Source organism: Rhizobium sp. S163, assembly GCF_030380805.1.
Lineage (GTDB): Bacteria > Pseudomonadota > Alphaproteobacteria > Rhizobiales > Rhizobiaceae > Rhizobium.
In genome coordinates this window covers 330,349-350,089 of the sequence record NZ_JAUDSA010000018.1, presented here as the reverse complement: position 1 = coordinate 350,089, position 19,741 = coordinate 330,349, and the positions used below count along the sequence as shown (strand labels likewise).

The window sequence follows — 19,741 nt, the reverse complement described above, 5'->3', positions numbered from 1 at the left end:
CATGTTCATGGACCGCCTGCTTCGCGAAACGCAGCTGCTCGCCAACATCTTCACGGCGATCGAGGCGCTTCGCCTTGCCGACGAACACGGCAATCCGCGCGGATGGGCCTCGCCCTTCGGGCTGCTGCAGATCATCGCCTGCTGCTCGCGCATATCGGATCTGACGGCATCCATCGCCAAGGCGGGATACCGCGAATGCGACAAGGAGATGCTCGAAGAGATCGCCAGCGAAAACCGCAAGGTGCTCTATTCCGTCAACGAGCAGATCGCGGCTTAAGCCGGGCCGGGCCGCAGCCGTCTCGGCTAACGATCACCTTTTCGCCAAAATTACAGGTTCTTGCAGTATGAAAGCCCGTGTCAAATTGCGGGCAAAGAGGCTATAGCGCATGCAGACGAAACGAGAGGCGCAGCAGATGGCCGCGCCGCGCGAACAGGAAGCCGCCCAGCGCATGGCGCCGACGAACGATATCGATTTCTCCGACATTCTCGACACCGACTATCTGCGCAAGCAGTGCGACGCCGTGGTGGAGGCCAACAAGAACCGGCCGGACGCGATGCGCTCCGATCTGCTCGGCATCTTCAAGAAGGCCAGCACGGATGGGCGCAACAAGGCGCGCGAACTGCTGTCTGCCGACGGCAGCGGCTTGAAATGCGCGCGGCGTATTTCCTGGCTGCAGGACCAGATCATTACCGTTCTCTACGAATTTTCCACCGACCACGTCTTTCCCAAGCAGAAGGACAAGTTCTCGGTCACCGCCGTCGGCGGCTACGGCCGCGACACGCTGGCGCCGGGCTCGGATATCGACCTGCTCTTCCTGTTCCAGCCGAAGCCGGCGGAAGAGACACACAAGGCGGTCGAATTCATCCTCTATATGCTGTGGGACATGGGCTTCAAGGTCGGCCACGCCACGCGCACCGTCGAAGAGTGCATCGCGCTGTCGAAGTCCGACATGACGATCCGCACGGCGATCCTGGAGATGCGCTATATCTGCGGCCTTCGTTCGCTCGAAACCGAGCTCGAGGCCCGCTTCGACAAGGAGATCGTCACCGGCACCGGCCCCGAATTCATCGCGGCCAAGCTCGCCGAACGCGACGAGCGCCACCGCAAGGCCGGCGACACGCGCTATCTGGTCGAGCCGAACGTGAAAGAGGGCAAGGGCGGGTTGCGCGACCTGCACACGCTGTTCTGGATCTCCAAATATTACTACCACGTGCGCGACACCGCCGAACTGGTGGCGCTCGGCGTTCTCTCCAAGCACGAATATCGTCTGTTCGAAAAGGCCGACGACTTCCTCTGGGCCGTGCGCTGCCACATGCACTTCCTCACCAACAAAGCCGAGGAACGGCTCTCCTTCGACATCCAGCGCGAGATCGCGGCAGCACTCGACTATCACTCGCGCCCCGGCCTTTCGGCCGTCGAGCGCTTCATGAAGCACTACTTCCTGGTGGCCAAGGACGTCGGCGACCTCACGCGCATCCTTTGCGCCGCACTCGAGGACCAACAGGCGAAATCGACGCCGGGGCTTTCGGGCGTGTTCAGCCGCTTCACCCACCGCACCCGCAAGATCGCCGGCAGCACCGACTTCATGGAGGATCGCGGCCGCATCGCGCTCGCCAGCCCCGATGTGTTCAAGCGCGATCCCGTCAACATCATCCGGCTCTTTCATGTGGCCGATATCAACGGGCTCGAATTCCATCCGGATGCACTGAAGCGCGTGACGCGCTCGCTCAGCCTAATCGACAACAGCGTGCGCGAGAGCGAGGAAGCCAACCGGCTGTTCCTTTCGATCCTGACCTCGAAGCGCGATCCGGCGCTGATCCTGCGGCGCATGAACGAGGCCGGCGTGCTTGGCCGCTTCATTCCCGAGTTCGGCAAGATCGTCGCGATGATGCAGTTCAACATGTATCACCACTATACTGTCGATGAGCATCTGCTGCGCAGCGTCGACGTGCTCTCGGAGATCGACAAGGGCAAGGCCGAAGAGCTGCACCCGCTCGCCAACAAGATGATGCCCGGGATCGAGGATCGCGAGGCGCTCTATGTGGCGGTGCTGTTGCACGATGTCGCCAAGGGCCGCCAGGAAGACCACTCGATCGCCGGCGCCCGCGTCGCCCGCAAGCTCTGCGCCCGCTTCGGCCTGTCGCACAAGCAGACGGACACCGTGGTCTGGCTGATCGAAGAACATCTGACCATGTCGATGGTGGCGCAGACGCGCGACCTCACCGACCGCAAGACGATCACCGATTTCGCCGACCGCATGCAATCGCTCGAGCGGCTGAAGATGCTGATGATCCTGACGGTCTGCGATATCCGCGCCGTCGGTCCGGGCGTCTGGAACGGCTGGAAGGGCCAGCTCTTGCGCACGCTCTATTACGAGACCGAGCTTCTGCTTGCCGGCGGCTTCTCCGAGGTGTCGCGCAAGGAGCGCGCTGCCGTCGCCGCCGAGGCGCTGTTCAACGCGCTTGCCGACTGGAGCCAAAAGGATCGCAAGATCTACAGCAAGCTGCACTACCAGCCCTACCTGCTTTCGGTGCCGCTGGAAGACCAGGTGCGCCATGCAGGCTTCATCCGACAGGCCGACAAGTCCGGCCAGGCGCTGGCGACGATGGTGCGCACCGACAGCTTCCACGCGATCACCGAGATCACCGTGCTCTCGCCCGACCACCCGCGCCTGCTCGCCGTCATCGCCGGCGCCTGTGCCGCGGCCGGCGCCAACATCGTCGACGCGCAAATCTTCACGACCTCAGATGGCCGGGCGCTGGACACGATCCATGTCAGCCGCGAGTTCAAGGACGATGCCGACGAGCTTCGCCGCGCCGGCACGATCGGGCGGATGATCGAGGACGTGCTTTCCGGCCGCAAGCGGCTGCCCGAGGTGATCGCGACCCGCACCAAGAACCGCAAGAAGAGCAAGGCCTTCTTCATCCCGCCGTCGGTGCATATCTCCAACAGCCTGTCGAACAAGTTCACCGTCATCGAGGTCGAATGCCTCGACCGTCCGGGCCTGTTGTCCGAGGTGACCGCCGTTCTGTCGGACCTCTCGCTCGACATCCAGTCGGCGCGGATCACGACCTTCGGCGAGAAGGTGATCGACACATTCTACGTCACCGATCTCGTCGGCCAGAAGATATCGGGCGACAGCAAGCGCTCCAACATCACCGCCCGGATGAAGGCCGTGATCGCGGAAGAGCAGGACGAGCTGCGCGAGCGAATGCCATCAGGCATGATCGCGCCGGCCGACACGGCCGAGAGGACGCGATAGGTGGTCGCCAAGTCCTCTCTCCCTCATTCCTGTGCTCGTCACAGGAATCCAGCTGCTGCGCGTCCGCGCGGCGAAGGACTCTTTTTCAGCCCAAGGACTTGGGCTGGCTGGATTCCTGTGACAAGCACAGGAATGAGGGAGTTCTGTGGGATCGGCGCATTCAAGCAATTGCACTCTCACCCTTCCCATGAAGGAATTTTAGCCGCATGAGCCTCGTCAAGAAATTCGCCACCGTCGGCGGCGCCACGCTGGGCAGCCGGTTGTTCGGCTTCGCCCGCGAAACGCTGATGGCGGCGGCACTCGGCACCGGGCCGATGGCCGACGTGTTCTACGCGGCCTTCCGCTTTCCGAACCTGTTTCGCCGGCTGTTTGCCGAGGGTGCCTTCAACGCCGCCTTTGTGCCGCTCTTCGCCAAGGAGATCGAGGCGAATGGCACGGATGGCGCCAAGCGTTTTTCCGAGGAAGTGTTCGGCGTTCTCTTCTCGGTGCTGCTCCTCATCACCATCGTGATGGAGCTCTCCATGCCGCTTCTGGTGCGCTTCATCATCGCGCCGGGCTTTACCGACGATCCGGAAAAGTTCTCGATCACCGTGCGCATGGCGGCGGTAATGTTCCCCTATCTGATGTGCATGTCGCTGACGGCGATGATGAGCGGGATGCTGAACTCGCTGCATCACTTCTTCGCCGCCGCAGTGGCGCCCGTCTTCCTCAACGTCGTGATGATCGGGGCGCTGTTCTACGCGCTCTATACCGGCGCTGAACCGCTGCAGACCGCCTGGTATCTCTCCTGGGGCGTACTGGTCGCGGGCGTCCTGCAGCTCGCGGTGGTCTATTTCGGCGTGCTGCATGCGGGCATGAGCATCGGCATCCGCTTCCCTAGGATCACGCCCAACGTCAAGCGACTGTTGATCCTTGCCATCCCCGCCGCGGTGACCGGCGGCATCACGCAGATCAACCAGATGATCGGCCAGGCGATTGCCTCCAGCAAGGAAGGCGCGATCGCCGCCCTGCAATATGCCGACCGCATCTACCAGCTGCCGCTCGGCGTGGTCGGCGTCGCCGTCGGCGTCGTGCTTCTGCCCGAACTGGCGCGCGCGCTGAAGGGCGGGAACCTGCGCGAAGCCGGCAACCTGCAGAACCGCTCGATCGAATTCGTGATGTTCCTCACGATCCCCGCCGCCTTCGCGCTGTGGATCCTCTCCGACGAGATCATCCGCGTGCTTTACGAGCGCGGCGCCTTCCATCAGGAAAACACAATGATCGTAGGCTCGATCCTTGCCATTTACGGCATCGGCCTGCCGGCTTTCGTGCTGATCAAGGCGCTGCAGCCGGGCTTTTACGCCCGCGAGGACACCAAGACGCCGATGCGCTTCTCAGCCGTTGCCGTCGGCGTCAACTGCGCCACCGCGCTGACGCTGTTTCCCTATCTCGGCGCGCCGGGCATCGCGGTCGCGGAAGCCACGGCCGGATGGATCAGCACGGTTCTTCTGTTCTCCACGCTTCTGCGACGGGGCCACCTGACATGGGAATGGGCGCTCGCGCGGCGCACGGCGCTGCTCGTCGTGTCTGCCGCCGTCATGGGCGCGGTCATCATCTATCTCCAGCATCGCTGGGAGCCGTGGCTTGCCTCGAGCGCTTCGCTTGCCACCAAGGTCGGCACGCTCGGCATGCTGATCGGCATTTCGATGGTCGTCTATTTCGCCACAGCCTTTTTGATCGGCGGCGCGAACCTCGGCATGATCCGCCGAAACCTCAACCGCAAGCCGGCGGTTACCAAGACCGACGGCTGAGCCGCCCCCGGCTGGCGCCAGTCAACAGTGCGTCCAGCGGCGCTTCGGGCCGACATCGACATGGATGATGCCGTTGCAATAGCGGCCGATGCCACCGATCCCCGGCGCCTGCGCAGCAATGGCGATGATCGTCTTGTCGGACACGCCGGGCACCCGGATATCGGCGGCGGCACAATTGCGGTGCTGAGAATGCGAGCGGCCGGAATGCGCCCTCAGCCCCGAAGTGACCAGCGGGCGGCGGCCGGTCTTGTCGGCGATATAGGTGAGGATGCCCCTCAGCCTCGGCGGAAAGCAGCCGGCGCGGACGCTGACAGTCTGCAGGCTATAGGCAAGCGTTTCATTTTTCTTCAGCGGCCCGATCGAGAGCTTTCGAACATTCTGGGCGGTGGCGCCGTTAAGGCTGGAGAGGCTGAACAAGCCGGCGAGTGCGATTGAGAATGCAGGATGCATCATGTCGTCCCCCAGTTGGGAGCGCCGCAAAAGGTGGCGCTCGCGTTTGCGGGAGGAAAAACTCTCCTCAAAAATGGCCAATTTAAGGAAACATGTACCTAGTATATCAGGTAGGCGCCTTATTTTACGTCGAATTACTACATTCAAGATACCTAAAATGAAGTATGAATTGCCCTTTTCGCGAGAACGCCTGAGCATGCTCACAAAAAATCGTCCGTCGATTTTCCCCGGCTCGAAAACCCCGCCCTACACTGTCGGCGTCCCGTTATCGGATACACCGGCAGGCGTGCCGGCGAGGCGGGATCGGCGCGGAGCGTGAGGGTGAGACGCAAAACCTCACGGTCCGGGTCCGCGGAAAATGATCTCCCTCCGGTGACGGCAGGTCCCGTCGCAAGATGGTGCCTGAGTTGAGCCCGGACGTGCCTGTGAGGCACACATGGTTCCGTCGCGAAGTTGGGCGGAAAGGCAGAGAGATCGAAGTCGCGGGTAAAAACCGCCGAACGGGGCGCTGGGAAGCGCCATATCTTACTTACTCAATCGAGGTGATTTCCAGCGCCCCGTCCGAGTGAAGATTGCATGGTGGAGACACGGGCTTTCGGGCGGCGTGTGGATTTTGTGTGGCTGTGGATTGGGATGTGGTGATTGAGAGGCTGTGCCGTGTGGCCCCCTCATCCGACCCTTCGGGCCACCTTCTCCCCGCGGGGGAGAAGGGGAGGTTGAGCGAGCGGCCCACCCCGAGTCTCTTCTCCCCCGCGGGGAGAAGGTGGCGGCAGCCGGATGAGGGGGCCACACGGTACAATGCTGAACATCCAGCCGAGCAAAGAGGACCAACCGCAACACCTCCACCCCCATCCGCCACGCCACCACCACAACCCCTTGATCACAAGCCATCCGACGTGCATAAGCCGCGACGTTAGCAACATGGGTTACAAACCCTGGGGCCCTCCACAAGCCTAATCGAGGACATGATGAACGAATTCAAGAAACTGGTCTTTTCGGGCGTTCAGCCGACCGGCAATCTCCATCTCGGCAACTATCTCGGCGCGATCCGCAAGTTCGTGGCGCTGCAGGACGGCAACGATTGCATCTATTGCGTCGTCGACATGCATGCGCTGACCGCGCAGCTGGTGCATGAGGACATGCCGAACCAGATCCGCTCGATCGCCGCTGCCTTCATCGCCTCCGGCATCGACCCGGTGAAGCATATCGTATTCAACCAGTCGGCCGTGCCGCAGCACGCGGAACTCGCCTGGATCTTCAACTGCGTGGCGCGCATCGGCTGGATGAACCGCATGACGCAGTTCAAGGACAAGGCCGGCAAGGACCGCGAGCAGGCCTCGCTCGGTCTCTACGCCTATCCGAGCCTGATGGCGGCCGACATTCTGGTCTATCGCGGAACGCATGTTCCCGTCGGCGACGACCAGAAGCAGCATCTGGAACTTGCCCGCGACATCGCGATGAAGTTCAACCTCGATTACGCCGAGCATATCCGCAAGGCCGGATACGGGGTGGATATCACCGTCGGCAAGGAGCCGGTGCATGCCTACTTCCCGATGGTCGAGCCGATGATCGACGGCCCGGCGCCGCGCGTCATGTCGCTGCGCGACGGCACCAAGAAGATGTCGAAGTCGGACCCATCCGATCTGTCGCGCATCAACCTGATGGACGACGAGGACGCGATCTCGAAGAAGATCCGCAAGGCCAAGACCGATCCGGACGGCTTGCCGAGCGAACTCGACGGCCTGCAGGGTCGCCCGGAGGCCGACAACCTCGTCGGCATCTACGCAGCACTCGCCGACAAGTCGAAGGCCGAGGTGCTTGCGGAATTCGGCGGACAGCAGTTCTCCGTGTTCAAGCCGGCGCTGATCGACCTCTCGGTCAAGGTGCTTTCGCCGATCACCGCGGAGATGCGCCGCCTGATGGCCGACACCAGCCATATCGACGCGATCCTGCGTGATGGCGGCGAGCGGGCCCGCGCCCGCGCCGAAGTGACGATGAAGGAAGTCCGAGACATCGTCGGCTTCCTCTACTAGCAACCACAGCCGGGCGGCTTCGGCCGCCCGAGCCTATCGACGGCCCAGACTTGTCGAAAACTGGACTGCGGCGTACTCTCCTCAGAGCCATGAGGAGGCCAAGATGCGCAACCGGAACCTCATTCAGATTGGCATGATGGAGGTTCGGCTGCTGGTCGATGAGGACCAGAGCGCGGGCAGCATGGTCATGTTCGAATTCGTGGTCCCCTACCAGTCGCGCGTGCCGGCGGCGCATTATCACGAAGACGTCGACGAAGTGATCTTCGGTCTCTCCGGAACGATGACGACGACCGTCGACGGCGAGCGCTGCGAGGTGCGGGCTGGCGACACGGTGTTCATTCCGCGCGGCGTGGTCCACACGCATGAGAACCTTCACCAGGAAACGGCGCGCGCCCTGATCACCATGACGCCGGGGCTGATCGGCAGGCGGTTCTTCGAGGAGATCGCATCGGCGATCAACGTCATCGGCAAGCCCGACATCGAGCATGTGAAGGAAATCATGCTGCTTTACGGGCTCGTTGCAGCACCACGATAGCCTCGGCCGAACACCTGTCGGTGAGCGGACAGTTTGCGGCAAAACGGGGACTTGCAAATCTCCCGGATCAAGTGTCAGAGTCGCGCTCATGGTATCAAAACGACTCTCACGGCTCGAAGGTCACCGCCGCAAGTTCATGGCCGTGATCGATGACACGCCCGAATGCCAGCGCGCCGTCCATTATGCCGGCCGGCGCGCCAAGAATTCCAATGGCGGATTGGTGCTCGTCTACGTGATCCCCGACGGCGATTTCCAGCAATGGCTGGGGGTCGAGGAGATCATGCGGGCGGAAGCACGCGAGGAAGCCGAAGCGGTCGTCGCCAAGTCCGCCCAGCTGGTGCGCGAGAATATCGGCATCGAGCCTGAGATCGTCATCCGCGAGGGCGGGGCGGCAGAGCAGATCAACGCCGTCATCGAGGACGACCGCGACATTGCCATTCTGGTGCTCGCCGCAAGCTCCGCCAAGGAAGGTCCGGGGCCACTGGTGTCGTCGGTTGCCGGCCGTGGTGCGGCCTTTCCCATCCCCGTCACCGTCTTGCCTGATACACTGAGCGATGAGGAGCTGGACGCGTTGGCATAAAGCGCTTTCTTGAGTATCAGTCTCTTGAATAGCGAGGCCAAACGGCTTATTTCTACTTTTGAAGAATTCTAAATACGTCGCGGGCGCGCGCCTGCCGCACGGAGAGCACCATGTTTATCCAGACCGAAGCCACGCCGAACCCTTCCACGCAGAAGTTTCTGCCGGGCAAGATCGTCATGGAGAGCGGCACCGCCGAATTCCGCAATCGCGAGGAAGCGGCTGCTTCGCCGCTCGCCGCGCGCCTGTTCGAGATCAACGGCGTCACCGGCGTCTATTTCGGCTATGATTTCATCAGCGTTTCCAAGGAAGACCAGGAGTGGCAGCACCTGAAGCCCGCCATCCTCGGCTCGATCATGGAGCACTTCATGTCCGGCAAGCCGGTCATGGGCGCTTCCTCGGTGCTTGGTGAAGCAGCCGATGCCGATGGCGAATTCTTCGACGAGGGTGACGAGACGATCGTTCTGACCATCAAGGAGCTGCTGGAGACGCGCGTGCGTCCGGCCGTTGCCCAGGATGGCGGCGACATCACTTTCCGCGGTTTCAAGGACGGCACCGTCTATCTGAACATGAAGGGCTCGTGCGCGGGTTGCCCGTCCTCGACGGCAACGCTGAAGCACGGCGTCCAGAACCTTTTGCGCCATTTCGTGCCGGAAGTTCAGGAAGTCGAAGCCGTCTGACGAACTGAACCGACATTCGCGATGACGCGGCGTTTGCAAACGCGGCGTCTTGCGATGTATGGACAGGTCAGGAACGGTTTATTCGGAAATAGATGCCATGATCATACTGGCGCTCGACACCGCAGGTGTGGATTGCGCTGCTTCTGTCTATGACAGCAGCAGGAATACGGTGCTGGGGGAGGCATCGGACATGATCGGCAAGGGGCATGCAGAGCATCTGATGGGGATCGTGGATCGCGCGCTGGATCAGGCGGGCGTTCAGCTCTCCGATGTCGAGCGCATTGCCGTCACCATCGGTCCGGGCTCATTCACCGGCATCCGCGTCGGCGTCGCCGCCGCCCGTGGCTTTGCCCTTTCGCTCGGCGTACCCGCCGTCGGCATCACGACGCTTGCAGTCATGGCCGAGGCCGAGCGTGAGCGCTCGCCGGACCGACAGGTGCTGGCCGCCATGGATGCCAAGCGCAACGAAATCTATCTGCAAGCCTTTGACGCCGACGGCACGCCGCTCGATGAAGCCAGGGCCGTGACTGTCGAGGACGCGCAGGCCTTCGCGGCATCCTTCGACGGCGTTATCACCGGCTCGGCAACGCCCTTGCTGCGGCCTGACGCCACAGGCGAACACTCCAACCATTTCCCCATCTCCATCGTGGCGCGCCTTGCCGCTGCCGCCGACCCCTCTTCCGGAAAGCCGAAGCCACTTTATCTGCGCGGACCCGACGCCAAACCGCAGGCCGGGTTTGCGATTGCGCGAGTATGACCATGCTGGAATCCTATCTGTCGCTGAAGCCGGAATTCGAAATCATCCCAATGGACGCCGATGATTGCCATGCGGTCTCGACACTGCACGGCGAACGCTTCGCCCGCCCCTGGGGTGACGGCGAGTTCTACAGCCTGCTCAGCCAGAGCAATGTCTTCGGCTTCGTGGCGCGGCAGACCAACGCCTTCCTGAAAAAGCCGCTGCCGGGCTTCGTGCTGGCACGCGAGGTTGCCGGCGAGGCCGAGATCCTGACGATCGCCGTGCAGGCGAAGGTCGGGCGGTCGGGTCTCGGATGGCGGCTGATGCAGGCGGCGATGCGCGAGGCCAAGCAGCGCGGCGGCGAAAGCATCTTCCTCGAGGTCGACAAGGGCAACGTCGCGGCACTCGGCCTTTACCGCAAGCTCGGTTTCGACCAGGTCGGAGAACGCCGTGGATACTACAAGGACGCCAATGGCGACGTGTCCACGGCGCTTGTCATGAAGCGCATTCTTCGCTAGTTCCGTCTTGAGACGTTGACTATCGAAAGGCTCCTGATGACGGATGTGGCAAAGACCCTCGAGGAACTCTGCACCGAGCGCGGCATGCGCATGACGGAGCAGCGCCGGGTCATTGCGCGCATTCTCGAGGAATCCGAAGACCATCCCGACGTCGAAGAGCTCTATCGCCGCTCGGTGAAGGTCGACGCCAAGATCTCGATTTCCACCGTCTACCGCACCGTCAAGCTGTTCGAGGACGCCGGCATCATCGCCCGCCACGACTTCCGCGACGGCCGCTCGCGCTACGAGACGGTGCCGGAAGAGCATCACGATCACTTGATCGACCTGAAGACCGGCGTCGTCATCGAGTTCCGCTCGCCGGAGATCGAGGCGCTGCAGGAGCGGATTGCCCGCGAGCACGGTTTCACGCTGGTGGATCACCGGCTCGAGCTCTACGGCATACCGCTCAAGAAGGACGATCACTGATATCATGCGTGCAGCCGCGGAGTGTTCGATTTGATCGCCTGGCTGCGCGTCGCCCTCGCCGGCATCGTCATCCTCATCGCCAGCATTCTGCTCATGCCCTGGCAGCTTCTTGCCCTGCGCTACGACTGGAAGATGCGCCGCTGGCTGCCGCGCATCTGGCACCGCATCATCTGCTTCTGTCTCGGCATCCGCGTTCGCGTTCACGGGCAGATGGAAACACACCGGCCGCTGATGCTGTGCGCCAACCATTCCTCGTGGATGGACATCATGGTGCTGTCCTCGATCGCCGACGTCGCCTTCATCGCCAAGAACGAGGTGCGCGACTGGCCGATCTTCGGCACGCTCGCCAAGCTGCAGAAGAGCGTGTTCGTGGTGCGCGAGGAAAAGCGCAACACCGGCAACCAGGTGAGCGAGATCGCCGCACGCATGGCCGACGGCGAGATCGTGGTGCTGTTTCCCGAGGGCACGACATCGGATGGCAACCGGCTCCTGGAGGTGAAATCCTCGCTGTTCGGCGCCGCCGCCATGGCCGTACCAGCCTCGCCCACGGGCACCGTCATCGTGCAGCCCGTGGCGGTCGCCTATACCGGCGTGCACGGCCTTCCGATGGGCCGCTACCACCGCCCGCTCGCCTCCTGGCCCGGCGATGTCGAGATGCTGCCGCACCTCAAAGACATGCTGCGCTGCGGCGCCTTCGACGTCGATGTCCACTTCGGCGAAGCGGTCTCCTACAGCGCCGAGACCAACCGCAAGCAGGTCAGCGCCACGATCGCCAGCCGTATCCGCGCCATGCTGGGTGCGGCGCTTCGAGGCCGGGACGCAAACTGAGGCAAGATTCCCTTTTCTCGCGCGTCAAAAACCACTAAATAGCCGGCATGACCCAGGACAGCGCCCTCCTCCCGGCCCCGGAGACCACACTCCGCGATGGCAGCAACAGCCGCAAGGTTTTCATCAAGACCTATGGCTGTCAGATGAACGTCTACGACTCCACGCGCATGAGCGATGCTCTGGCGCGCGACGGCTATGAGCCGACGGAGGACATGGAGCAAGCCGATCTCGTGCTGCTCAACACCTGTCATATCCGCGAGAAGGCGGCCGAGAAGGTTTACTCGGCGCTGGGACGACTGCGCGACATGAAGAAGGAGCGCAACAAGGAAGGCCGCGAGTTCATGATCGGCGTGGCCGGTTGCGTGGCGCAGGCCGAAGGCGAAGAGATTCTCCGCCGGGCGCCCGCCGTCGATGTCGTCATCGGGCCGCAGACCTATCACCGCCTGCCGGAAGCGCTGCGCCGCGCCAAGGAAGGGCAGCGCATCGTCGATACGGAATATGCGCTGGAAGACAAGTTCGAGCATCTGCCGATCGCCGAAAAGACCAAGATCCGGGCGCGCGGCGTGACCGCGTTCCTGACGGTGCAGGAAGGCTGCGACAAGTTCTGCACCTTCTGCGTCGTGCCCTATACGCGCGGCTCGGAAGTATCGCGCCCGGTGAGCCAGATCGTCGAGGAAGCGCAGAAGATGGTCGAGGGCGGCGTGCGCGAGATCACGCTGCTCGGCCAGAACGTCAATGCCTGGCACGGCCTCGGCCCTGATGGCCAGGAATGGACGCTGGGCGACCTGCTCTACCGGCTGGCCGAAATCCCGGGCCTTGCCCGCCTTCGCTACACCACCAGCCATCCGCGCGACATGGACGATCGGCTGATCGAGGCGCATCGCGACCTGCGCGCGCTGATGCCCTATCTGCATCTTCCGGTGCAGGCCGGCTCCGACCGGATCCTGAAAGCCATGAACCGCCGCCATACGGCTGCCGAGTATCTGACGCTGGTCGACCGCATCCGCGCCGCGCGTCCCGATATCGCGCTCTCGGGCGACTTCATCGTCGGTTTTCCGGGGGAGACAGACGCCGATTTTGAGGATACACTAAAGCTCGTTGAGAAGGTCCGCTACGCGCAGGCCTTTTCGTTCAAATACTCGACGCGGCCGGGTACGCCCGGCGCTGATCTGAAGGACCAAGTGCCGGAAGAGATCAAGGCAGAAAGGCTCGAACGCCTGCAGGCGCTTCTCCTGAAGCAGCAGCAGGAATTTGCCGAATCCTGCGTCGGGAAGACCATCGAACTGTTGCTCGAAAAGCCCGGTCGCATGTCTCAACAACTTATCGGCCGTTCCCCCTGGCTTCAGTCGGTGAATGTTGATGCAAAAGCATCGCAAATCGGTGACATTATTAAAGTGCGAATCACAGGTACCGGACCCAACAGCCTGTTTTCCGAGATGGTAGAGGCTGGTGCCTAACTCAAGGAGCTCGACCGCTTGAACGGACAAGAATTGGTTTCTTCTTCACCGCGCCACCCACGCATCGCGAGCGACGCCAATCACTTTATTCTGACGTTCGAAAACAATCGGTTCGCCAGCGAACTGTTTGGTCAATTCGACCAGAACCTCAAGCTTCTCGAGGAACGCCTTAATATCGACGCCCGAGCGCGAGGCAACTCCGTCGTGATCTCGGGTGACATCGTCACCACCAACCAGGCGCGCCGCACGCTGGACTATCTCTACGACAAGCTCCAGAAGGGCGGCAGCGTGGAACGCTCCGACGTCGAGGGCGCGATCCGCATGGCGGTGGCAGCCGACGATCAGCTGAGCCTGCCGACGATGGAGAAGAAGGCCAAGCTGACCATGGCGCAGGTTTCCACGCGCAAGAAGACCATCATTGCCCGCACACCGACGCAGGACGCCTATCTGCGTGCACTTGAGCGCTCCGAACTCGTCTTCGGCTGTGGTCCTGCCGGTACCGGCAAGACCTATCTCGCCGTTGCCCACGCCGCCCAGCTTCTGGAGCGCGGCGTCGTCGAGAAGATCATTCTCTCGCGTCCGGCCGTCGAAGCCGGCGAGCGCCTCGGCTTCCTGCCCGGCGACATGAAGGAGAAGGTCGATCCCTATCTGCGCCCGCTCTACGATGCGCTCTATGACATGATGCCGGCCGACAAGGTCGATCGCGCCATCACCGCCGGCGTCATCGAAATCGCGCCGCTCGCCTTCATGCGCGGTCGCACGCTGTCCAACGCTGCCGTCATCCTCGACGAAGCGCAGAACACGACGTCTATGCAGATGAAGATGTTCCTGACCCGTCTTGGCGAAAACTCGCGCATGATCGTGACCGGCGACCCGAGCCAGATCGACCTTCCGCGTGGCGTCAAGTCGGGCCTGGTCGAGGCGTTGCAGCTCCTGAACGGTGTCGAGGGCATCTCGATCATCCGCTTCAAGGACACGGACGTCGTGCGCCATCCGCTGGTCGGCCGCATCGTTCGCGCCTACGACGCAACCTATCTGACGGACACAGCAGAGGCCGCGCAGCAGGACTGATGGCCGAGTTAGACATACAGATCAGCATCGAGGAGGGCGAATGGCCCTCCGAAGACGCGCTCCACGCGCTGGCCGACCGCGTGCTGGAAACGGCCGCGACCTATCTGCGCGAGACCGAGAAGCAGCCCTTTCCGAAAATGGTCCCCGAGGTGTCGCTGGTCTTCACCGACGACGCCTCGATCCAGGACATCAACGCGGAGTGGCGCGGCAAGGACAAGCCGACCAACGTGCTTTCATTCCCCGCCTTCCCGGTTCAGCCGGGCAAGGTTCCGGGGCCGATGCTTGGCGATATCATCATCGCCAGGGAGACCGTGGCCCGTGAGGCGGTCGAACTCGAAAAGAGTTTCGACGACCATCTCACCCACCTAATGGTGCACGGCTTCTTGCATCTCTTCGGCTACGATCATAATAATGATACCGAAGCCGAGATAATGGAGGGGCTGGAGACTCGCATTTTGGCGAAACTCGGCCTATCTGACCCATACGAGGGTCAAGACCTTAAAATGGAACCATGAGCGACTTTACGACGAGACCGGCCACCGAGGCCAAGGACACCGCCGATCAATCATCCTCCGACGAGGGTGGCAGTAGTAGCAGGCAGTCCGGACGATCCCAATCCTTCTGGTCGCGGGCTGCCCGCATATTGAGGCCACAGCAGGGTTCGCGTATCCGCGAAGACCTTGCCGACGCGCTGATGACCGACGCGGCCGACGGCGATGCCTTTTCCGCCGACGAGAAGGCGATGCTCAACAACATCCTGCGCTTCCGCGAAGTGCGCGTTGCCGACGTGATGGTGCCCCGCGCCGATATCGAGGCGGTGGACCAGACAATCACCATCGGCGAGCTGATGATCCTGTTCGAGGAATCCGGCCGCTCACGCATGCCCGTCTATGCCGAAACGCTGGATGATCCGCGCGGGATGGTGCACATCCGCGATCTCCTCTCCTACGTCGCCAAGCAGGCGCGCAACAAGCGCCGCGGATCGACCAAGGCCGCCAAGGGCGCCGAGCCGATCGTCGAGGTCGCGCCTGAGAACCTGCAGAAGGCGCCGCGCTCGGCCAAGCCGAATTTCGACCTTGCCCGCGTGGACCTGCAGAAGACGCTTTCCGAAGCGGGCATCATCCGCAAGATCCTGTTCGTTCCGCCCTCGATGCTGGCCTCCGACCTGTTGCGCCGCATGCAGGTGAACCGCACGCAGATGGCGCTCGTCATCGACGAATATGGCGGCACCGACGGGCTGGCCTCGCATGAGGACATCGTGGAAATGGTCGTCGGCGACATCGACGACGAGCATGACGACGAAGAAGTCATGTTCAAACGGGTCTCCGAGGACATGTTCGTGGCCGACGCCCGCGTCGAGCTCGAGGATATCGCCGAAGCCATCGGCCCGGATTTCGACATCACCGAGCAGGTCGACGAAGTCGATACGCTGGGCGGACTGATCTTCTCCGAGCTTGGGCGCATTCCCGTGCGCGGCGAAGTCGTTCAGGCGCTGCCGGGCTTCGAGTTCCACATTCTCGACGCCGATCCGCGCCGCATCAAGCGTGTGCGGATTACCCGCAAGCGCCAGGCGATCCGCCGGCGCGCGAAGAGCGATGGTGACGGCGCAATCGGTCTCGACCATGGCGACGAACGGCAGAGCGAGACGCCGACGGCAAACTGATCACTGCCAACCACGACAACGGGCGGCTTTTTTGAAACACTGCGACCTCAGTTGATTCGCGGATTGGTGGGGTGCGCATGGAGCGAATTGCCGACAGGGTCATCCTGGTCTGGGGCTACAAGAGAGTGCTGCTGGCGATCCTTGCCGGGGCTTTCGGCGTTCTCGCCCTCCCCCCCATCGGCTTCTTCGCCGCGATGTTCGTGTCCTTCACGCTGCTGGTCTGGCTGATCGACGGTGCCGCGGCCGCACCCGACAGCGGCATCATCGGCAGGCTCTGGCCGTCCTTCGTCACCGGCTGGCTGTTCGGCTTCGGCTACTTCGTCGCCGGCCTCTGGTGGCTCGGCCATGCGCTGATGATCGATGCCGAGGAGTTCGCCTGGGCGCTGCCGCTCGCGATCTTCGGGCTTCCGGCCGTGCTGGCGATCTTCTACGGCCTGGCCACAGCACTTGCCCGCATCCTCTGGTCGGATGGCGTCGGGCGGATCGCGGCGCTGGCCGCGAGCTTCGGCCTGCTGGAATGGGCGCGCAGCGTGCTCTTCACCGGCTTTCCGTGGAACGCCATCGGCTATGGCATGACGCCGGTGCCGGTGATGATGCAGTCGGCCCATATCATCGGGATCATGGGCATCACCGCGCTGTCCGTCTTCGTCTTCGCCGCCCCTGCCCTGTTGGGTACCAAGCAGGGCGCCAAAACCGGCATTTCGCTGGCACTGCTGCTGCTTGCCGCGCATGTCGGATATGGCGCCTATGTGCTTTACGGCGCACCGAAACCGGTTGTCGCCACTAGCGATAAGAGCCCCGTCATCCGCCTCGTACAGCCGACGATCGACCAGAGCGCCAAGATGGACAGCGACGCCGACCGCGCCGCGATCTTCGAGAAGCATCTGAAGCTTTCGGCGGAAGCGCCTAAGGATGGCGGCCGCAAGCCCGATATCATCGTCTGGCCGGAGACGGCGATCCCCTTCATCCTGACCGATAACCAGGATGCGCTGACGAGGATCGCCGATACGCTTGATGACAACCAGGTGCTGCTGGCCGGCGCCGTGCGCGCCGAGGACATGGGACCGGGCAATCCGCCGCGCTACTATAATTCGATCTACGTGATCGACGGTCGCGGCCAGATCATCGCCGCCTCGGACAAGGTGCACCTCGTGCCGTTCGGCGAATACATGCCGTTCGAGAGCCTTCTCAGCGAGTTCGGCATCCAGAACATCGTCGAGATGCCCGGCGGCTTCTCGGCGGCCGCCACGCGCCAGCTGCTGACGCTGCCAAGCGGGCTGAAGCTCTATCCGTTGGTCTGCTACGAGATCATTTTCCCCGGCGAAATGACCGGCGATATCGGCTCGGCATCGGCCATCTTGAACATCACCAACGACGCCTGGTTCGGCGCCACGCCCGGCCCCTACCAGCACTTCCAGCAGGCCCGCGTTCGGGCCGTGGAAACGGGTCTGCCGCTGATTCGCGACGGCAATAGCGGGATTTCCGCCCTTGTCAGCCCCCGTGGTGAAATTATTGCAGGTCTTTCGCTCAATGAGACCGGCTTTATTGACGCAACCCTTGATAGTTTCGCCTCTCCGACCCATCTGCCGCTGTCACGCGAAACGTACTTCTGGTTGATCGAAACACTTCTGCTTGCAATTGCAATGGCTTCGCGTTTTGGTTTTGTTTTCAAGCGTAATTGACCGAAAACCCCTAAAATTGCATAGTGGTTAGGATCGGCATTCTTAACGTATGGTTCAAGGTGAATAGATCGCACTTTGCAACGTGGCGTTTTGGGGATGGGTTTGGGCGTGCCGGTTTAAACAAGGGCAGAATTATTGTTAGGGCAGCACCATGATTGAGAACAAGAAGAAGCCGAACCCGATCGACATTCACGTCGGCAGCCGTATTCGCCTTCGCCGGACTATGCTTGGAATGAGCCAGGAAAAGCTTGGGGAAAGCCTCGGCATTACATTCCAGCAGATCCAGAAATACGAAAAAGGCACCAACCGCGTCGGCGCGAGCCGGCTGCAGAATATCTCCAGCATTTTGAACGTTCCGGTCTCCTTCTTCTTCGAGGATGCACCCGGCGAGAACGCCGGCATGGCGGGTGGCATGGCGGAAGCCTCCAGCTCCAACTACGTGGTCGACTTTCTGTCCTCCTCGGAAGGCCTGCAGCTGAACCGCGCCTTCGTGAAGATCACCGATCCCAAGGTGCGCCGAAAGGTGGTCGAACTGGTCAAGGCGCTGGCCGCCGAAGCCGACTCCGAATAAGCATCCCTCATAAGTCACAATAGAGAAAGCGGTCGTAAAGGCCGCTTTTTTGCGTTTTTTGGGCAAAATTTGTCACTTCGCCGCAGACATAAAGATATATTTATGTCCTTCTGCGCTTGTTTTTCAGCCCTGAACTGAGTACCACTACGCAGCTTTTTATTCTTTGAGGGGAATCCCGGAATGCGTGCCAATTACCTCTTCACCAGCGAATCCGTAGCAGAAGGTCACCCGGACAAGGTCTGCGACCGTATCTCCGACGAGATCGTGGATCTGGTGTACCGCGAAGCCGCCAAGACCGGCATCAACCCATGGGGCGTGCGTATCGCATGCGAAACGCTGGCAACCACCAACCGCGTGGTCATCGCCGGTGAAGTTCGCCTGCCGCCGAGCCTGATGAAGAAGGACAAGAACGGCGCCGACGTCATCAACCCGTCGAAGTTCAAGACCGCCGCACGCCGCGCCATCAAGGACATCGGCTACGAGCAGGACGGCTTCCACTGGAAGACCGCCAAGATCGACGTTCTCCTGCACTCGCAGTCCGCCGACATCGCGCAGGGCGTCGACAACGCCGCCGACCAGCAGGGTGACGAAGGTGCCGGCGACCAGGGCATCATGTTCGGCTACGCCTGCAAGGAAACGCCGGATCTCATGCCGGCGCCGATCTACTACTCGCACAAGATCCTGCAGCTGCTCGCCGCCGCCCGCAAGGCTGGCAACGGCGACGCCGCCAAGCTCGGCCCGGACGCCAAGAGCCAGGTCACCGTTCGCTATGTCAACGGCCACCCGGCCGAGGTCACCTCGATCGTTCTCTCCACGCAGCACCTCGACGACAGCTGGGATTCGAAGAAGGTTCGCGCCGTCGTCGAGCCATATATCCGCGAAGCCCTCGGCGACCTGCCGATCGCCGACGATTGCAAGTGGTACATCAACCCGACCGGCAAGTTCGTCATCGGCGGCCCTGACGGCGACGCCGGCCTGACCGGCCGCAAGATCATCGTCGACACCTACGGCGGTGCGGCTCCGCACGGCGGCGGCGCATTCTCCGGCAAGGACACGACCAAGGTCGACCGTTCGGCAGCCTACGCGGCTCGCTACCTCGCCAAGAACGTCGTGGCAGCCGGCCTTGCCGAGAAGTGCACGATCCAGATTTCTTACGCCATCGGCGTTGCCCAGCCGCTGTCGATCTATGTCGACCTGCACGGCACCGGCAACAAGGTGACGGAAGACCAGGTCGAAGCGGCGATCCGCAAGACCATGGACCTGTCTCCGACCGGCATTCGTCGTCACCTCGACCTTAACAAGCCGATCTACGCCAAGACCTCGGCATACGGCCACTTCGGCCGCAAGGCTGGCCGTGACGGCTCGTTCTCCTGGGAGAAGACCGACCTGGTGAAGCCGCTCAAGGAAGCGATCAAGGCTTAA

19 protein-coding genes are annotated in these 19,741 nt (G+C 62.3%); 18 read left to right on the top strand and 1 reads right to left on the bottom strand.

The window, feature by feature from the left end; genetic code table 11:
* The first annotated feature begins 1 nt into the window (after position 1).
* The 3 genes from QTL96_RS17275 (at position 2) to murJ (ending at position 5,053) form a co-directional block, all read left to right on the top strand.
* Entirely contained in the window at positions 2-277 is a 276-nt protein-coding gene (locus tag QTL96_RS17275; RefSeq protein ID WP_112943833.1) for a hypothetical protein, read from the top strand.
* A 109-nt stretch (positions 278-386) separates the two neighbouring features.
* Complete coding sequence (locus QTL96_RS17270) at positions 387-3,263, top strand: [protein-PII] uridylyltransferase (RefSeq protein WP_289728547.1); 2,877 nt, start codon at positions 387-389, stop codon at positions 3,261-3,263.
* A gap of 206 nt (positions 3,264-3,469) precedes the next feature.
* Positions 3,470-5,053: a murein biosynthesis integral membrane protein MurJ gene (murJ, locus tag QTL96_RS17265; RefSeq protein WP_289728546.1), complete on the top strand. Its 1,584-nt coding sequence runs from the start codon at positions 3,470-3,472 to the stop codon at positions 5,051-5,053.
* Between the two features lie 21 nt (positions 5,054-5,074).
* Here murJ and QTL96_RS17260 read toward each other — a convergent pair whose 3' ends face one another.
* Positions 5,075-5,503 (bottom strand): DUF882 domain-containing protein, encoded by a 429-nt coding sequence (locus tag QTL96_RS17260; RefSeq protein ID WP_289729139.1) that lies wholly within the window; start codon positions 5,501-5,503, stop codon positions 5,075-5,077.
* A gap of 968 nt (positions 5,504-6,471) precedes the next feature.
* Between QTL96_RS17260 and trpS the strand changes: the two genes are divergently transcribed.
* From trpS to metK, 15 genes are all read left to right on the top strand, one after another.
* Positions 6,472-7,536 carry a tryptophan--tRNA ligase gene (trpS, locus tag QTL96_RS17255; protein ID WP_018898196.1) on the top strand — a complete coding sequence of 355 codons (1,065 nt, stop codon included), beginning with the start codon at positions 6,472-6,474 and terminating at the stop codon, positions 7,534-7,536.
* Positions 7,537-7,639: 103 nt separating this feature from the next.
* The gene (locus QTL96_RS17250) at positions 7,640-8,071 is read left to right on the top strand and encodes a cupin domain-containing protein (RefSeq protein ID WP_113198698.1); all 432 of its coding nucleotides are present in this window, start codon (positions 7,640-7,642) and stop codon (positions 8,069-8,071) included.
* An 88-nt stretch (positions 8,072-8,159) separates the two neighbouring features.
* Positions 8,160-8,651, top strand: coding sequence for a universal stress protein (locus QTL96_RS17245; protein ID WP_047507053.1), 492 nt, complete (start codon positions 8,160-8,162; stop codon positions 8,649-8,651).
* Positions 8,652-8,761: 110 nt separating this feature from the next.
* Positions 8,762-9,328 carry a NifU family protein gene (locus QTL96_RS17240; protein WP_018898193.1) on the top strand — a complete coding sequence of 189 codons (567 nt, stop codon included), beginning with the start codon at positions 8,762-8,764 and terminating at the stop codon, positions 9,326-9,328.
* Between the two features lie 97 nt (positions 9,329-9,425).
* Positions 9,426-10,085 carry a tRNA (adenosine(37)-N6)-threonylcarbamoyltransferase complex dimerization subunit type 1 TsaB gene (gene tsaB, locus QTL96_RS17235; RefSeq protein ID WP_289728545.1) on the top strand — a complete coding sequence of 220 codons (660 nt, stop codon included), beginning with the start codon at positions 9,426-9,428 and terminating at the stop codon, positions 10,083-10,085.
* Positions 10,082-10,582 carry a GNAT family N-acetyltransferase gene (locus tag QTL96_RS17230; protein WP_289728544.1) on the top strand — a complete coding sequence of 167 codons (501 nt, stop codon included), beginning with the start codon at positions 10,082-10,084 and terminating at the stop codon, positions 10,580-10,582. Before tsaB ends, QTL96_RS17230 begins: the two co-directional genes overlap by 4 nt.
* 36 nt (positions 10,583-10,618) lie before the next feature.
* A complete protein-coding gene (locus tag QTL96_RS17225) occupies positions 10,619-11,047 on the top strand; it encodes a Fur family transcriptional regulator (RefSeq protein ID WP_018898190.1) in 429 nt (142 codons plus the stop codon).
* 30 nt (positions 11,048-11,077) lie between these two features.
* Positions 11,078-11,875: a lysophospholipid acyltransferase family protein gene (locus tag QTL96_RS17220; protein WP_289729138.1), complete on the top strand. Its 798-nt coding sequence runs from the start codon at positions 11,078-11,080 to the stop codon at positions 11,873-11,875.
* Between the two features lie 47 nt (positions 11,876-11,922).
* On the top strand, positions 11,923-13,332 hold the full coding sequence (miaB, locus tag QTL96_RS17215) for a tRNA (N6-isopentenyl adenosine(37)-C2)-methylthiotransferase MiaB (RefSeq protein WP_289728543.1): 1,410 nt from the start codon (positions 11,923-11,925) through the stop codon (positions 13,330-13,332).
* Positions 13,333-13,350: 18 nt separating this feature from the next.
* Complete coding sequence (locus tag QTL96_RS17210; RefSeq protein ID WP_026282943.1) at positions 13,351-14,403, top strand: PhoH family protein; 1,053 nt, start codon at positions 13,351-13,353, stop codon at positions 14,401-14,403.
* Positions 14,403-14,918: an rRNA maturation RNase YbeY gene (gene ybeY / locus QTL96_RS17205; protein WP_018898185.1), complete on the top strand. Its 516-nt coding sequence runs from the start codon at positions 14,403-14,405 to the stop codon at positions 14,916-14,918. Before QTL96_RS17210 ends, ybeY begins: the two co-directional genes overlap by 1 nt.
* A complete protein-coding gene (locus tag QTL96_RS17200) occupies positions 14,915-16,066 on the top strand; it encodes a hemolysin family protein (RefSeq protein WP_047507047.1) in 1,152 nt (383 codons plus the stop codon). Before ybeY ends, QTL96_RS17200 begins: the two co-directional genes overlap by 4 nt.
* A gap of 77 nt (positions 16,067-16,143) precedes the next feature.
* A complete protein-coding gene (gene lnt / locus QTL96_RS17195) occupies positions 16,144-17,748 on the top strand; it encodes an apolipoprotein N-acyltransferase (protein ID WP_289728542.1) in 1,605 nt (534 codons plus the stop codon).
* Positions 17,749-17,899: 151 nt separating this feature from the next.
* On the top strand, positions 17,900-18,319 hold the full coding sequence (locus QTL96_RS17190; protein WP_018898182.1) for a helix-turn-helix domain-containing protein: 420 nt from the start codon (positions 17,900-17,902) through the stop codon (positions 18,317-18,319).
* Between the two features lie 180 nt (positions 18,320-18,499).
* Positions 18,500-19,741: a methionine adenosyltransferase gene (metK, locus tag QTL96_RS17185; RefSeq protein ID WP_113010982.1), complete on the top strand. Its 1,242-nt coding sequence runs from the start codon at positions 18,500-18,502 to the stop codon at positions 19,739-19,741.

Excerpts from the sequence above, each read along its gene's own strand:
- QTL96_RS17275 (WP_112943833.1), top strand. The coding sequence starts at position 2 with ATGTTCATGGACCGCCTGCTTCGCGAAACGCAGCTGCTCGCCAACATC.
- QTL96_RS17270 (WP_289728547.1), top strand. The coding sequence starts at position 387 with ATGCAGACGAAACGAGAGGCGCAGCAGATGGCCGCGCCGCGCGAACAG.
- murJ (WP_289728546.1), top strand. The coding sequence starts at position 3,470 with ATGAGCCTCGTCAAGAAATTCGCCACCGTCGGCGGCGCCACGCTGGGC.
- QTL96_RS17260 (WP_289729139.1), bottom strand. The coding sequence starts at position 5,503 with ATGCATCCTGCATTCTCAATCGCACTCGCCGGCTTGTTCAGCCTCTCC.
- trpS (WP_018898196.1), top strand. The coding sequence starts at position 6,472 with ATGAACGAATTCAAGAAACTGGTCTTTTCGGGCGTTCAGCCGACCGGC.
- QTL96_RS17250 (WP_113198698.1), top strand. The coding sequence starts at position 7,640 with ATGCGCAACCGGAACCTCATTCAGATTGGCATGATGGAGGTTCGGCTG.
- QTL96_RS17245 (WP_047507053.1), top strand. The coding sequence starts at position 8,160 with ATGGTATCAAAACGACTCTCACGGCTCGAAGGTCACCGCCGCAAGTTC.
- QTL96_RS17240 (WP_018898193.1), top strand. The coding sequence starts at position 8,762 with ATGTTTATCCAGACCGAAGCCACGCCGAACCCTTCCACGCAGAAGTTT.
- tsaB (WP_289728545.1), top strand. The coding sequence starts at position 9,426 with ATGATCATACTGGCGCTCGACACCGCAGGTGTGGATTGCGCTGCTTCT.
- QTL96_RS17230 (WP_289728544.1), top strand. The coding sequence starts at position 10,082 with ATGACCATGCTGGAATCCTATCTGTCGCTGAAGCCGGAATTCGAAATC.
- QTL96_RS17225 (WP_018898190.1), top strand. The coding sequence starts at position 10,619 with ATGACGGATGTGGCAAAGACCCTCGAGGAACTCTGCACCGAGCGCGGC.
- miaB (WP_289728543.1), top strand. The coding sequence starts at position 11,923 with ATGACCCAGGACAGCGCCCTCCTCCCGGCCCCGGAGACCACACTCCGC.
- ybeY (WP_018898185.1), top strand. The coding sequence starts at position 14,403 with ATGGCCGAGTTAGACATACAGATCAGCATCGAGGAGGGCGAATGGCCC.
- QTL96_RS17200 (WP_047507047.1), top strand. The coding sequence starts at position 14,915 with ATGAGCGACTTTACGACGAGACCGGCCACCGAGGCCAAGGACACCGCC.
- lnt (WP_289728542.1), top strand. The coding sequence starts at position 16,144 with ATGGAGCGAATTGCCGACAGGGTCATCCTGGTCTGGGGCTACAAGAGA.
- QTL96_RS17190 (WP_018898182.1), top strand. The coding sequence starts at position 17,900 with ATGATTGAGAACAAGAAGAAGCCGAACCCGATCGACATTCACGTCGGC.
- metK (WP_113010982.1), top strand. The coding sequence starts at position 18,500 with ATGCGTGCCAATTACCTCTTCACCAGCGAATCCGTAGCAGAAGGTCAC.